Raw genomic sequence first — 13,881 nt, forward strand, 5'->3', positions numbered from 1 at the left:
TATTGGAACTATGCTGATTATATGCTGTTCATCAGGTATAGTTTTGCATGGGTTTAAAGCCACTCGGCTAACCTCCTCGGCACCTACATCATACGCGTAAATTAAAGATGAAATATAAGGGCTTTCCCATTTCTTTTGGAAATAATTTCTCTACTAAATTTAAATTACCTTTCTCGATTGCGACTTTACTGGTAGTTACTAGCAGTTCGATGTTGCTACAAACCCAAGAGTCAAAAGCGAACATTAACAAGTACAGTAGCGCTCGAATTCAATTAGCACAAACTCCCGTTGCTAGCAGCATAATTTACGTAAATCCTCAAACTGGTACAGATGCTTTTGGTGCTGGTACCACTGAAGCTGCTGCATTTAAAACCATCAACTTCGCTCTCAAACAAGCCCAACCAGGCACTGTTGTTCAGCTTGCACCCGGTACCTACAGCAAAGAAACGGGAGAAAAATTTCCACTTAGAGTTAAAGAAGGAATAACTTTACGTGGGGATGAAGCTGGAAAAGGACAAGCAACATTAATTACAGGTAGCGGTAGATACACAAGCCGTACATTTGCAGGTCAAAATATTACTATTCTTGCTGGCAAAAACTCTGTAGTCTCTGGTGTTACGGTGACGAATCCAGCTTCTCGCGGTACGGGAGTATGGGTAGAATCAACAAATCCCAAGATTATAAATAGTACTTTTACGAACAACAAACGAGAAGGGGTTTTTGTTACTGGTACTGGTAATCCCATGATTGCCGGTAATATCTTTATTCAAAATTCCGGTAATGGCGTTTCTGTCGCTAAATCTGCTAAGGGAGAGATTCGCGGTAACTTATTTCAAGATACTGGATTTGGTTTAGCTATTGGTGGGAAATCCACACCTTTAATAGTTGAAAACCAAATTTTGCAAAATGTAGACGGGCTTTTTATCTCTAATTCAGCACAGCCTATATTGCGTAAAAACGTTATTCAAAACAATACCCGTGATGGTATAGTTGCAATTTCTCAGGCTCAACCAAATTTAGGTACCTCTGAAGAAGCGGGTGGTAATTTAATTCGTAGCAACGAACGCTACGACGTACATAATGCTACTAAATCTCAACTTCTAGCAATTGGTAACGATATCGACGAAAGTAAAATTCAAGGACAAGTTGAATTTGTTGCGGCAACAGTCGAACCTTTACCAGGGGGTGCAACTGCTTTTAGTGATGTCGCACCAAATTATTGGGCAAAAAGCTATATCGAAGTTTTAGCTTCTAAAGGTGTAATTGCTGGCTTCCCTGATGGAACTTTTAAGCCTAACGAACCAGTTACCCGCGCTCAATTCGCTGCTATCATCAGCAAAGCTTTTGCTCCTCAAGCTCAAAAGCAAGCAACTAATTTCCGCGATGTCAGCACAAATTTTTGGGCTTACAATGCCATTCAAACAGCAACCAAAAGTCCTTTCCTAGCTGGATATCCTAATAATACTTTCAGACCACAATTAGAAATTCCTAGAGTACAGGTTTTAGTTTCTTTGGCTAACGGTTTGGGCTTAACTACAAATAATCCCAATATTCTTTCAGTTTACAGCGATGCTGGGCAAATTCCTAATTGGGCACAACCATCGGTTGCAGCAGCCACTGCCAGACAACTTGTAGTTAACTATCCTACTGCTGCACAATTAAATCCTACACGTGAAGCAACTAGAGCAGAGGTTGCTGCTTTTGTTTATCAAGCCTTGGTTAATGCAGGGCAAGCTGAAGCAATTCCTTCGCCTTACATAGTAAGAGTTTCGCAGTAATGTATTGTATGCAATATGTCTGTTTCTAAGAAATAAGTAATCCGAAAAAACAATTACTTATTGCTATTTTTATGTACCTACACCTGTTTAAAGATGGGTGTAGGTTACAAGATTTACTCATCTAACAAAATCTTTTGGCAGCGATAGATATAGCTCAATAATTTCCAAAAACTCTGATTTTTAAGGTAGGTAGTCAAGATAATCCAATAACTGCCTTCAAAACCATCTTTTTCCAATTCAAACGTTATCTTAAATGAATTTTGCTACTTTCTGGCGGTGAGATGCTTTAGCTTGTACGGAAATTCATTTTTGCTAGTATTTTTTAAATGTTTTCAGTCTGATAATATTATCGCAATCCGATTATTTTTATTGAAATATAGTCAGAATTTGCATTGCTGCTTCCAGTTAATACTTATTTATGTAAAATTTTATGTAAAGACTTATAAGTTGAATAGTGACCGCTTATTAACTGCTAGGGCATAAATAAACTATTTACTATTTAGGGCTTGCTCTGACGATTAATAACATTATTTTTGACATCTTGCTGCAAGAAATATTATTGTATTTTTATAATTACGTTCCCTTGTGATTTCTTGTGAGTAAAGACCTTGGAAAAATATTACTGGCTAAGAACGATATTATAATTGACAACTGGATTGCTGCGATTCGCAAACACGAAGACATAGAAAGCTCAAAAAACCTAACTTATAAATCGGTACGCGATAATCTCCCTATTGTTGTAAGAGGTCTTGCGACTCTACTTTCTCAACCTTTAAATAATCGAACGCAGATTATAGAAGAAAAAGGTATAGCACACGGGATTCTCAGAGCCGAGCAAGGTTATGATATTAATGAATTCTTGCTAGAATACGGTTTATTCCGGAAGATAATTTTTGCTGTTCTCAAACCAGATTTGCTTTCATGCTCTAGTGATGAAATTTTGCAAACGGTTGAGACAATTGACTCAGTAATAGACCAAGTTATTTCTTTATCTTTAGAAAGTTATATTGAAGTACGGTTACAGGAATTACAGGATTTACAGTCACAACTAATACTAAACAATCAAGAATTAACCCGCTTAGTAGCAATGCAAAAGGAGAGTCTGTCTCATCTTGCCCACGAATTCAAATCTCCTTTAAACTCCATAATGGGTTTTTCATCATTGCTATTAAAACAGCAGCGAGGAATTTCGAGCGGACAAGATAAATCTTTGAATTTACAGTTTCTCGAAAAGGTGATTGGAAATAGTCGGCAGCTATTACGTTTAATTAACAACACCTTAGAAATGTCTCGCATTGAAGCAGGAAAAGTACCTCTTAGTCTGGAATGGATTAACGTGCGATCGCAAATCCAAACGGTTGTAGAAGCCTTAGAACCTGCTGCTCGTCAAAAAAATTTGCAAGTGATATTGAAATGCGATCGCGCTCCCAAACAAGTGTTGAGTGACCCCTTAAGATTACAGCAAATTATTACTAATCTGGTAAGCAATGCTATCCGTTACACTACAGAAGGAAGCATTACAATTACTTGCGAAGTTAAGAATGATGACCAATGGTCAATTAGAGTTGCCGATACAGGGGTTGGTATAAGCCCGGAAGCTCAAGCTCAAATTTTTGAATCTTACTTTAGAGTTGCCTCAGATGGTGGTTATTCTCCTGATAGCACTGGTTTAGGATTAGCGATTGTTGAAAAGCTAGTCAAATTACTTAATGGAAATATAGAATTAATTTCTGAATTAGAAAAAGGTTCTAGTTTTACAGTTATTTTTCCTAAAAAAATCACACTTTCCTCTTAAATACAATCGCTTATTCAATAAACATTAAGATTCAGCTAAATCGCTTTTCCTGATAAAAAGGATAATAACTCCAATCACTAAAAAAGAAATTCCCCACCATAAAGAATTACCAGGAAGAACTTTGAGTAAAAGCGTAGTTAATCCTGAAGTAATTAATGACCATCCTGCGGTTGTTCTATATTGCATTATTTGAATTTAGCTCTGCTAGATTTAGGAGATTGATAAGCATGATAAAACACTATTCTTATCTGCTGTTAATCATAAAAAGATAGACTAGCTAAAATACTCTATCTATAGATATAGTTAATTACTAAGAATTAATAATAATAAAATTATTTTAATCTTCTCTAAGGTAGTTGAATAAATTAGTAGACTGGAAAAAAGATTATTTAGTATATAAAATCACTGAATTTTAATTTGTCTATAAATTTATTTTTAATTTAATTTAAAATTCAATACTGAATATATTTTATAGCTGTGAAACTTGAGGAAGTCAGATAATTATTTTAGATTTGAGTATAACCAGGTAACAAATCCTGATTGTTCGAGGTTAAGTTGTTACGTATCTAGTTATATACAGCAAGCGGGAAATATCCGCACTTGAATGATTTATATTTTCTCGTTGTATAAATTAAAATTATTAACTATTCGCATTTCAATGCCCGAGCAATTACATCATTTATCTCAAAAATCGGGATTATTCCAAAGATACCTATTGCAGCGAGCATCTTAATACAGATTTTTAATATCAGCTTAACCCCTGCTACACAAGTATTTCTGCGAGCAATCTAACTTCCTGTTACATGCAAATTAAGATTACTAATAAATTGCTGTGGTAGGATTCTAAGCGAATAACTTAAATAAGTTCGTCTCTTGGTGAAGTATAAAAATTCAGGTTTATCAAAAGCTTGAAATTTAGACTTCAGACGAGAGCGGGTATATAATTCATAATTTAGTTAAAAATACGTCCTAATTAGACGTGTAATTGATGATGGCTCAAGAATACCGTCGTGCAAAACTTAGAGGAAAATCATTTAAAGGGCAAGATTTGACTGGTGTAGATTTTTCCAATTCTGACATTCGCGGTACCGACTTCACTAATGCTATTCTCAGAGATGCAAATTTCAGCCATACGAAATCAGGTTTGCAACGCCGTTGGGCAATTATTCTAATTTTCTTGTCGCTACTGCTCTGTGCGGTATCGGGTTTGATGTCGGCTATTGGTGGTTCTTTAGTAGGATTTATTTTAGTTGATAGTGCGCGCTCCAATGTTTATGTCGGCGCTTCTTGTTTAATTATTCTCTTAATATACTTTTTGCTAAGCATCGGCAAAGGAGTATTATCTGCTTGCGTATTCTTGGCGGTAACTATTGCCTTAGCCATAGTCGCAGCAGTCTCATGGGCTGGCTTTGTAGCCGTCTTCTGGAGCGGATTAGCAACAACTTCAGAGGCAACGCAAATTGCACCGATAGTCGCAGTTGTCACTATGGGAACTGTAGCCGTCATCGTGACTGCGGTGGGAGCGGTATGCGTAACAATTTCAGCAGCTATTACCGGAGCCATCGCGGGAGTTTTTGCGGTAATGATAGCAGTGATGATAGCCGGAGTAGTCGCCGGTGCTGTATCGGTGTATGCGATGATGGTAAATCCAGTTGCGGGAGTAGTTGCCGGTATTGTTTCGCTAGTGCTAGTAATCCTGTCTGCTTTTATTGGCATTACCGCTATTTCTGAAGATAAAAAGCAGAATTTCGTTCGTAAAATCGCTATTTCTTTAACCACTAGATACGGTACTAGTTTTCGCAATGCTGATTTAACAGATGCTGACTTTACCCAAGCCAAACTCAAGAGCGCTAATTTTACCAAAGCCAAAATCAAACGCACTAACTGGTTTGAAATCAAAGAGGTTCATTTAGCAGCAGTAAATACAACTTATTTAGAAAATGCCCAAATGCGCGAGCTAGTTGTCAATAAAAATTTACAAAATAAAATATTTGATGGTTGGAACTTGCGGGGAATCAATTTACAAGGGGCAAACCTCAAAGATGCCAGTTTTGTTGGAGCAAATTTAAATCAAACCAATTTGCGAAATGCCGATTTATCTAGAGCAAAACTTGTGCGATCGCAATTAGACAAAGCGGATTTAAGAAACGCTAATCTCACGGGAGCCTATATAGAAGATTGGAGCATAACTCCACAAACTCTCCTACATCCCATCAATTGCGATTATATATTTTTACGGGTGCCAACTCCAGAAGACCCAAATCCCCATCGTCTACCGGCAAATTGGGAAGCAACTTTCAAGGATGATGAATTTAATCAATCGATGAATCCTCTATTGAAAGTTTCAAATTTTAGTTAATGGTTAATGGGTAATGGGTAATTGGTAATTGGTAATTGGTAACAGGAAGTCTTAACCTTGACTTTATAAATCAGTTCTAATATGTATAGCTGTAGCCATAATTGGAAAATTTAATCAATAAATTGAGTTAAAGAGCTAATTAGCGTGACTCCTAACTTTTAATTACAATATACGGCTATGAGAGATTTATTGGTTTATCTTCTAGTCGCTTTATTGATTGCTTTATTCATTGAGCTAAATAATAAAAATGCTCGAATTCAGAATCTAGAATCAATTTTACAAATTGCCGTTGCAAAGCCAAGCTTATACGTACAAACTTATCAACACATAGGAGATATTATGTCTGAAGAGAACGAAATCACGATTAATCCTCAAGGGGATGCCGTAGGAATTTCGATTGGTGACGATAATTATCAAGAAGGAGTTTTTGCAAAAACTAGCGGTGATGTCGCAAATTTTGTTAACGAATTAGAAGGTTCGCGAGAAGAAGCTTCACCCAGAATAAAAGCACTTTTTGCTCAAATTCAAAAGACTATTGAAAACAACGATGATTTATCACCGGAAGAGAAAAATTATGCATTACAGCAACTAAAATCCTTAGAATCTACTTCTCAAGCTAATAAAAGAAAACTAATGAAAGCCGAATCGGATCAATTCATGACTGATGCGTCAATCGTGTAAAGTTATTGAATTAGTAAAACAATTGAGACTAAAGAACTAACGGCAATCAAAACTTCCCGTCTTCCCACCTCCCCCATCCATCTGGTTGCTAAGATAAATAAAGCGGAATCATTTCACCTATATATTTGTGAGTTATAAGACTATGTCCTCTGCGATCGCTGTTGAGAAAAAAAAGTTAAAAAATCCGCCCTTGCAACTTCATTACTTGGGGGATAAGGTTCTAAGACAACCTGCCAAACGTATATCAAAAGTAGACGAAGAAATTCGTAAGTTGGCGCGAGAAATGCTGCAAACTATGTACAGCAGCGATGGTATTGGTTTAGCAGCACCCCAAGTAGGAATTCACAAACAACTTATCGTTATAGATATTGAACCAGATAACCCAGCCAATCCTCCCCTAATTTTAATCAATCCCATTATTAAAAAATCTTTTGGTGACATCTGCGTAGAACAAGAAGGATGTCTGAGCATACCCGGTGTTTACCTAGATGTTAAACGTCCCGAAATGATTGAAGTTGCTTATAAAGATGAAAATGGTCGTCCTCAAAGCTTGAAAGCTGGAGGTTTACTCGGACGTTGCATCCAACACGAGATGGATCATCTTAACGGTGTTGTATTTGTAGATCGAGTCGAAAACGCTTTAGCACTAACCCAAGAACTATCAAAGAATGGTTTTTCCCATCAAGCTGTAAAATCAATAGTATAGGGGGAAAAATAGGGAAAAATACTCATGAACACCATGACACCGCTTAGCGGTTTGTTTTTACTTGGTTCTTGTATCGCTGCGATCGCAGCAGTTGGTTGTGTTTTTGAAATTTCATCGGGACAACCAGATTTAGGAATGCAGAACACCTCAATTATTTTAGGAATTAGCATTCCGCTCACAGCCTTATTTTTCTTTGCCGCAGTCCGAGATGCGCGAGCTAACATGAAATAAGCATCAGGTACGAAACGTACTTTTAAAGGAAAAAGGAAAAAGAGTAGAGGGAAACTTTATTCTTTTACCTTTTGCCTTTTTATTTTTTATAGAATTGATAATTGGGCATCGGGCATTGGGCATTGGGCATTGATTATAAAATAGATAATTATTTACTCTTAACTCCTGATGACATCCGTATTCAATTCTAGCCAAAGTCAATTAATAAGACTTTCTCAAGGACAGCTTAACTTATTAGAAAGTTGTCCCCGTAAATTTCAACATACTTATTTAGAACAACTTCGTCCTCCTCTCGATCCAAAGTATGAGGAAAAGCAGTTGCTAGGAAGTCGCTTTCACTTGCTAATGCAGCAGCAAGAAATGGGTTTGAAAATTGGTAGTTTTTTGCAAACCGATAGTCAATTGCAAAGCTGGATGAATACTTTTGCCAGTATCGCACCAGATATTGTAACCCCCACTGACAATAGCGAAACTTTCCGAGAAAGCGAACATTATCGCACCCTACAAATACAAGACTATTTACTTACCGCTATTTATGATTTATTAATTGCAGACAAGGAAAAAGCCCAGATTCTTGACTGGAAAACTTATCGGCAACCACCTTCAAAACGCAAGCTGCAATATGATTGGCAAACACGTCTTTACATGTACGTACTAGCCGAAACTAGCACCTACCAGCCAGAAAATATTTCCATGACTTATTGGTTTGTGCAATCGGAAAGCAAACCACACAGTATTAAATTCAGCTATAGTTCTACCCAGCATCAACAAACTAAAAAGAAACTCGATGGTCATTTAAAGAAACTAACTAAATGGCTGCAAGCTTATCAACAAGGAGAACAGCTACCTCAAGTCTCCGAAGGTAGTAAAACCTGTACTTATTGTCAGTATGCTTCTCGCTGTGGAAGAGTTGCTGCTAATTTCGCTCAAAAATCATCGTCTCATGATTTACTCGGAGTTAATAACACTTTACTCAACTTAGCTAACATTGAAGAAGTACCTCTTTAGGTTGCTAACTGATTAGTGACTTTATCCGCCAGAGAATCAAAATATTCTATTCATCCAGGAATTAGAGATTGATGACATCGCGCTGGTGTTTTATTTAGGAGAACAATTATTTACCAGCGATATATATGCTTATTTATACAGAACTTATTCAGCCTGTGAAAAAATAATTTCATCAAGGTAGTCAGAATAAAATAGAAGCTGTCTTTATAAATGCATCGGTAGATTGTCCTCGTTCAAACCTTAATGACAAAATCGAAAATTTCATAACTTAATATCTAAAATTTATAATCTCAAATTGTATGTCCGAACAACAGTGGATTCTTAAATCAACGGAAGAGCCTCCAAAATGGTTCTTAGAAATCGTAAAAAAACAGCTTCCTGGATCAAAAGGAAACTTCGCAGCCCAATTATTATGGCAGCGAGAAATTAGAGATATAACTCAATTAGAAAATTATATTAATCCCCAAAATTATCAACCTGCTAGTCCCTTTGAATTTGGGCAAGAAATACAATTAGCAGTCGAAAGACTGCAACAAGCGCGAAACAACAGCGAAAAAGTTGCTATTTGGGGAGACTTCGACGCTGACGGCATTACTTCTACTGCAGTATTGTGGGATGGGTTGGGACAATTTTTTCCGAAAAATACGCAACTAACTTATTACATACCCAACCGTTTGACAGAATCCCACGGATTAAATATTTCCGGCATCGAAAAACTTAATCAGCAAGGATATCGACTCATAGTTACTTGCGATACTGGCAGCACAAATATAGATGAAATTATCTATGCAAATAGCATAGGTATAGATATTATTGTTACCGACCACCATACATTACTACCAGAACGTCCCCCCGTCACAGCAATTATTAACCCCCGAAGCTTAGCCGATTCCCATCAGCTATTTCATCTTTCCGGCGTAGCTGTAGCTTACAAACTCATCGAAGCTCTTTATCTAAGTTTTCCACAGATACCGCAACAGCCATTAGAAGACTTATTAGATTTAGTCGCAGTGGGATTAATAGCCGACTTAGTACAACTGAGTGGAGATTGTCGATATTTAGCACAAATAGGAATTCAACAACTGCAACAAGATTTCAAAAAACCGCCAGCAGCAAGAAGAAGACCAGGAGTCGGAAGGCTGCTAGAATTGTGCCAGAAAAACGGCGATCGCCCTACAGATATTTCCTTTGGCTTGGGACCTCGAATTAATGCTGTCAGCCGCATTCAAGGAGACGCAAGCTTTTGTGTAGAACTACTAACCAGCAGCGACCAAAAGCGCGTTTGCGAACTCGCAGAAGTCACCGAACTCGCGAACACCCGTCGTAAATCGCTGCAAAAAGACGTAGCCCGTCACGTCACTCAGAAGCTTTCACAAATGGACTTATCAACCACCAGCGTTATAGTCCTTGCAGACCCCCAATGGGCAGTAGGCGTTCTGGGATTAGTGGCAGGGCAAGTAGCCCAAGATACGGGAAGACCGACGATTTTGTTAAGTACGGAAGTAGCCGAGGAAGAAGACAATGTAGAATTTTCTTCCCCCTCTTCCCCCTCTCCCCCTCTCCTCGCAAGAGGTTCCGCACGTTCGGTTAACTCAGTTGATTTATATAAATTAGTCAAAGCCCAGGAGCATTTACTACATCGTTTCGGAGGACATCCTTTTGCAGCAGGTTTAAGTATGCCGGTGGAAAATATTCCTTTATTTACAGAAGCAATAAACCAAAGGTTGCGACAAATAACTGGAGGTACCATACCAAAACCTGTAGTTGAAGCAGACTTAATCGTAACTGTTGCCGACCTCGGTAAAGAATTATTTCTAGAATTAAAATTACTTGAACCCTGCGGTATGGGTAATCCAGTACCAAAACTATTGATAAAAAACTGTTGGTTTGAAAATATTTGGCATCGCAATCAGCAAGATGCGCGAGGAAAAAAAATCCAGTATATCAAAACAGAATTCGGCATTCGCGACGATTCTAGCAAAAATAGTTTTCCTGGTATCTGGTGGGGACATTATAAAGACGAATTACCACCACAAAAATGCGATTGTATAGTCGAGTTAGATTACAACACTTTTAAAAGACGTTACGAAATTAGACTTATAGCAGTACGGGCTGCCAAAAACGCCATCAATGCAGTCTCTCAAGATTTATTATCAATTTTAGATTGGCGCAATACGTCTCCTAATAACTATCCATCATTATCCGAGTCTCCCCTTATCCTCAAAGAATGTCCGACTCGCTGGGATGATTTGCGGATATGGTTGAGACGTTCATTTTACAAACAGCAACCGCTAGCATTAGCATGGACAAAACCAAATCCTAAACCACCAGAAAAAACATGGCTGGAACTTGTAGGCATAACCAAATATTTGTGCCGCACAAATCAAACTGCAACTCGAATACAGCTTTTAGACAAACTATCTATTACTAGCCAAACATTACATGTCGGTTTTCAAGCTTTAAAAGCATTAGGATTTACAATCCTTTCACAAGACAATTATTTAGTATTCGGTCAGAAAGATAATACAAATACTACCTTTGAATTAGAAGCTGCGATAGATAAATTTACAGCAGCAGTACGCGAAGAGCAATTTCAAAAAAACTACTTTGACAAAGTACCTATTACAATTATTAATTATCAATTGTCATCTATCAGTTAATAGGTAATCTATCACTACCTGTAAGTTATAAGTAAATATATAATAATTAATTCAAAACAAAAAATATATCTGAAAAAATTTAACAATTAGAATATCCCCTTGTCAACTTTCCGCAAAATCAAAAATACAATAGCTCCCAATTCTCATAGTTTTTTATTACCAATCACCGATTACCAAACCCCACAGAGACGATAGCTTTTTCCCATATATCATATTTCTAAATTTCCTTGACGTTCGCACTTAAAGCCGCGATTTTTCCATTCTTGTAAATTAACTTGATTAAGTTGTATAACTTTAGAACATTTTGGTTTCATGACTTGACTAACACCTGCCCAAAATATGCTGCGAGTCACATCTAAACCAGTTTTCCACCAGTATTCGCGATTTCCAGGAATCCCTTTTTCTTGAATTATGTCAGGTTCTACCCACATTCGGTGAGAACCAAAAAGTATTTGTGCCATTAATTTTGCTCTTGGTAAATGTGTTGTAGAGGTAATTAGCTTTACTTTACGCACACCCCATTGCTGTAAAATTGGAATACTATAGTAAAAGTTATCAAAAGTAGAATTAGCACATTTTTCCAACCAAACCTTTTCTGTAGGTACTGTTTCTCGTTGAAATATTAGCCAAATACAAGGGTCTTCCGAACCACTGGAAATTAAAATGGGAGTCTGAGGGTATTTTTTTGCTAATTCGGCAACGTACATTTCTCGTTTGATACTTCCACCTAGAACAAAAAAAGCATCTATAGGCTTGGAAGATGCAAAAAAGACAGTTATAGTAGTAAAAAATAACCAGATAGCAATAAATATGCTAACACTAATCGTAAACTTTTGTAAAAAACGACACCATCTTTGATGCTGGCTTTTTACTCTCGAAAAGTGCTTATTTTTTACTTTACGATTCATGGTAAACCTGAATAGAATAGTTAATAGTAGCTTGAGTTAAGTCCAAAGTTAATGTAACTAATATAGCTAAGCGATCCCCTCTGTAAAATAAAGTAAAATTGGCTGCAAATATGACACTTATAAAAGTGGCATAATAATCAATTAAGCTTGCGGAGGCAATTGACTAACTTAAGAAGCCATTAATCATAGCTTTATAAGCGTGTTTTAAGAAAAATTTCATGCATTAAGCAATAAACTAAGATTTCCAGCCAGCAAAACTTATCAGTTTCTGGATAATCTAATTGCTAAACTGTCAAAAACACCATTCCAAAGTGCAAATATACATGAAACAATCAGCGAAACGTCACTCGCGGCTGCGATCGGCTTTTATTGGTGGAGCGATAACCACTACAGCAGCAATATCTGTATTTGGTCCAGTTTGGTGTCGTGAAGTAAAAGCTGCTCTACAGGATAGTCCGAAAGCGATTGTTGACCAGGTATGGCAATTAGTTAATCGCGAATATGTAGACGGATCTTTTAACAACCAAAACTGGCAAACCGCAAGAAAAACTTTATTAAGCAAAAATTATACTTCTCGGGAGCAGGCTTATACTGCGGTTCGTCAAGCTTTGAAAAGATTGGGCGATCCATACACTCGTTTTATGAACCCCAGAGAATATCAAGCTCTTACTTCCCAAACTTCTGGAGAAGTTTCGGGAATTGGTATTCGTATGGAAATAAATCCCAGAACACAGCTTTTAACGGTTGTTGAAGCATTAGAAAATTCTCCTGCACTCAAAGCAGGAATAAAAGAAGGCGATGTGATTTTAGCTATTGACGGTAAATCCACTAAAAACATGAAAATAGAGGATGCCTCAAAGCTGATTCGAGGTAAGGTGGGTACCTCCATTAATTTGCGTTTGGGAAGATTAACTCAAAGAGCATTTGATGTCAAGCTAACACGAGCGACTATTGAAGTTCCAACCGTGCGTTACACCCTTAAAACAGAAGGTAATCGCAAAGTTGGCTATATACGCTTGCGAGAATTTAGCGCTCATGCAGCAGAACAAATGCAGCGAGCTATTAGTAAACTGAATGCAAGTAATGTTGACGGTTTCGTTTTAGACTTGCGAGGAAATCCCGGTGGTTTGTTAAATGCAAGCATCGAGATAGCTCGGATGTGGCTTGATGAAGGTGCAATAGTCCGCACGGAAGATCGCAAAGGTGGAAGTGAGTTAACAAAAGCCAACAGCACCGCATTGACAAATCGTCCGTTGGTAGTATTAGTAGATGGCAACTCCGCTAGTGCGAGTGAAATCCTTACAGGCGCACTTAAAGATAACAAGCGAGCAACCGTAATTGGCTCCAAAACCTTCGGAAAAGCATTAGTACAATCAGTTCACGAACTAGCAGATGGCTCTGGTGTTGCCATTACTATTGCTCATTACTATACTCCGGAGGGAACTGATATCAATAAAAAGGGAATTACACCTGATATAGAGATGGATTTGACAGCATCCCAACAGCGTCAGCTTGCTTCCAATCCAAGATTATTAGGAACAAATAAAGACCCTCACTATTCCCGTGCATTGTCGATTTTATCCAACAACTACTTTGCATCTCCTGGGCAAAATCAATTTTCTCGCAAACCTTCGCAGCTTCCTAGACGTTAAACAGTTGTTGCTAGCAAGGCGCGGTTAATCGATCGTAGTGGCGTAGGATATTTATTTCAACCGACTTATCAACGCCCATTACTTTTTCAATCGCAAAGATTTT

General features: G+C 37.6%; 11 protein-coding genes. 9 read left to right on the forward strand and 2 right to left on the reverse strand.

Going from position 1 to position 13,881, the window contains the following annotated elements:
- The first annotated feature begins 107 nt into the window (after positions 1-107).
- Together RIV7116_RS05270 and RIV7116_RS05275 are read left to right on the forward strand one after the other, a co-directional pair.
- The gene (locus RIV7116_RS05270) at positions 108-1,778 is read left to right on the forward strand and encodes a DUF1565 domain-containing protein (protein WP_015117235.1); all 1,671 of its coding nucleotides are present in this window, start codon (positions 108-110) and stop codon (positions 1,776-1,778) included.
- 595 nt (positions 1,779-2,373) lie between these two features.
- Positions 2,374-3,573, forward strand: a complete 1,200-nt coding sequence (locus RIV7116_RS05275; protein WP_015117236.1) for a sensor histidine kinase — start codon at positions 2,374-2,376, stop codon at positions 3,571-3,573.
- Positions 3,574-3,597: 24 nt separating this feature from the next.
- On the opposite strand, the gene RIV7116_RS36320 is transcribed toward RIV7116_RS05275, so the two are convergent.
- Positions 3,598-3,759, reverse strand: a complete 162-nt coding sequence (locus tag RIV7116_RS36320) for a hypothetical protein (protein ID WP_015117237.1) — start codon at positions 3,757-3,759, stop codon at positions 3,598-3,600.
- Positions 3,760-4,561: 802 nt separating this feature from the next.
- Here RIV7116_RS36320 and RIV7116_RS05280 point away from each other — a divergent pair.
- The 6 genes from RIV7116_RS05280 (at position 4,562) to recJ (ending at position 11,218) form a co-directional block, all read left to right on the forward strand.
- Complete coding sequence (locus tag RIV7116_RS05280) at positions 4,562-5,932, forward strand: pentapeptide repeat-containing protein (RefSeq protein ID WP_015117238.1); 1,371 nt, start codon at positions 4,562-4,564, stop codon at positions 5,930-5,932.
- Between the two features lie 177 nt (positions 5,933-6,109).
- Positions 6,110-6,613 (forward strand): hypothetical protein, encoded by a 504-nt coding sequence (locus RIV7116_RS05285; protein ID WP_015117239.1) that lies wholly within the window; start codon positions 6,110-6,112, stop codon positions 6,611-6,613.
- A gap of 142 nt (positions 6,614-6,755) precedes the next feature.
- On the forward strand, positions 6,756-7,319 hold the full coding sequence (gene def / locus RIV7116_RS05290; protein WP_015117240.1) for a peptide deformylase: 564 nt from the start codon (positions 6,756-6,758) through the stop codon (positions 7,317-7,319).
- Between the two features lie 24 nt (positions 7,320-7,343).
- Positions 7,344-7,550, forward strand: coding sequence for a hypothetical protein (locus tag RIV7116_RS34720; RefSeq protein WP_015117241.1), 207 nt, complete (start codon positions 7,344-7,346; stop codon positions 7,548-7,550).
- 168 nt (positions 7,551-7,718) lie between these two features.
- On the forward strand, positions 7,719-8,558 hold the full coding sequence (locus tag RIV7116_RS05300; protein ID WP_015117242.1) for a PD-(D/E)XK nuclease family protein: 840 nt from the start codon (positions 7,719-7,721) through the stop codon (positions 8,556-8,558).
- Between the two features lie 299 nt (positions 8,559-8,857).
- Positions 8,858-11,218 (forward strand): single-stranded-DNA-specific exonuclease RecJ, encoded by a 2,361-nt coding sequence (gene recJ, locus RIV7116_RS05305; RefSeq protein WP_015117243.1) that lies wholly within the window; start codon positions 8,858-8,860, stop codon positions 11,216-11,218.
- Positions 11,219-11,427: 209 nt separating this feature from the next.
- Here recJ and RIV7116_RS05310 read toward each other — a convergent pair whose 3' ends face one another.
- The gene (locus tag RIV7116_RS05310) at positions 11,428-12,126 is read right to left on the reverse strand and encodes a YdcF family protein (RefSeq protein ID WP_015117244.1); all 699 of its coding nucleotides are present in this window, start codon (positions 12,124-12,126) and stop codon (positions 11,428-11,430) included.
- A 323-nt stretch (positions 12,127-12,449) separates the two neighbouring features.
- On the opposite strand from RIV7116_RS05310, the gene ctpB reads away from it, so the two are divergent.
- Positions 12,450-13,778, forward strand: coding sequence for a carboxyl-terminal processing protease CtpB (ctpB, locus tag RIV7116_RS05315; RefSeq protein ID WP_015117245.1), 1,329 nt, complete (start codon positions 12,450-12,452; stop codon positions 13,776-13,778).
- Positions 13,779-13,881 lie beyond the last annotated feature (103 nt).

The sequence above is a fragment of the Rivularia sp. PCC 7116 genome, from assembly GCF_000316665.1.
Classification (GTDB): Bacteria; Cyanobacteriota; Cyanobacteriia; order Cyanobacteriales; family Nostocaceae; genus Rivularia.

Bases quoted from the DNA above. Each gene is read 5' to 3' on its own strand.
- RIV7116_RS05270 (WP_015117235.1), top strand. From the start codon at position 108: ATGAAATATAAGGGCTTTCCCATTTCTTTTGGAAATAATTTCTCTACT.
- RIV7116_RS36320 (WP_015117237.1), bottom strand. From the start codon at position 3,759: ATGCAATATAGAACAACCGCAGGATGGTCATTAATTACTTCAGGATTA.
- RIV7116_RS05280 (WP_015117238.1), top strand. From the start codon at position 4,562: ATGATGGCTCAAGAATACCGTCGTGCAAAACTTAGAGGAAAATCATTT.
- RIV7116_RS05285 (WP_015117239.1), top strand. From the start codon at position 6,110: ATGAGAGATTTATTGGTTTATCTTCTAGTCGCTTTATTGATTGCTTTA.
- def (WP_015117240.1), top strand. From the start codon at position 6,756: ATGTCCTCTGCGATCGCTGTTGAGAAAAAAAAGTTAAAAAATCCGCCC.
- RIV7116_RS34720 (WP_015117241.1), top strand. From the start codon at position 7,344: ATGAACACCATGACACCGCTTAGCGGTTTGTTTTTACTTGGTTCTTGT.
- RIV7116_RS05300 (WP_015117242.1), top strand. From the start codon at position 7,719: ATGACATCCGTATTCAATTCTAGCCAAAGTCAATTAATAAGACTTTCT.
- recJ (WP_015117243.1), top strand. From the start codon at position 8,858: ATGTCCGAACAACAGTGGATTCTTAAATCAACGGAAGAGCCTCCAAAA.
- RIV7116_RS05310 (WP_015117244.1), bottom strand. From the start codon at position 12,126: ATGAATCGTAAAGTAAAAAATAAGCACTTTTCGAGAGTAAAAAGCCAG.
- ctpB (WP_015117245.1), top strand. From the start codon at position 12,450: ATGAAACAATCAGCGAAACGTCACTCGCGGCTGCGATCGGCTTTTATT.